This is a genomic window from Aeromicrobium sp. Leaf272, from assembly GCF_001422865.1.
GTDB lineage: Bacteria > Actinomycetota > Actinomycetes > Propionibacteriales > Nocardioidaceae > Aeromicrobium.
Genome location: NZ_LMMY01000012.1, coordinates 1,216 through 1,442, shown reverse-complemented (window position 1 = coordinate 1,442; position 227 = coordinate 1,216). Strand labels below are relative to the sequence as shown.

Annotated in this window: 1 rRNA gene (running past both ends of the window); it reads left to right on the top strand. The window is 58.1% G+C overall.

From position 1 onward, the window contains the following. A 23S ribosomal RNA gene (locus ASF38_RS09305) occupies window positions 1-227 on the top strand (it extends past both window edges: 940 nt to the left, 945 nt to the right).

Genomic DNA, 227 nt, shown 5'->3' with positions numbered 1-227 from the left:
CCCTGCTGAATCCAGTGATGCTAAGTGCCCGAAACTAGCCTCCAGCTCCTTCGGGAGCATTGGCTAGCAGAGCGCATGACCCGAACTGGTACTAGGCAAGCAATGGTGTGACGCAGGAAGGTAGCTCAACCGCGGCGATGGTAGACCGCGGCCAAGGTCGTAGGGCGAACGGTAGGCAAATCCGCCGTTCATGTGCCTGAGAGCTGATGGGGAGACGATTTAGTCGA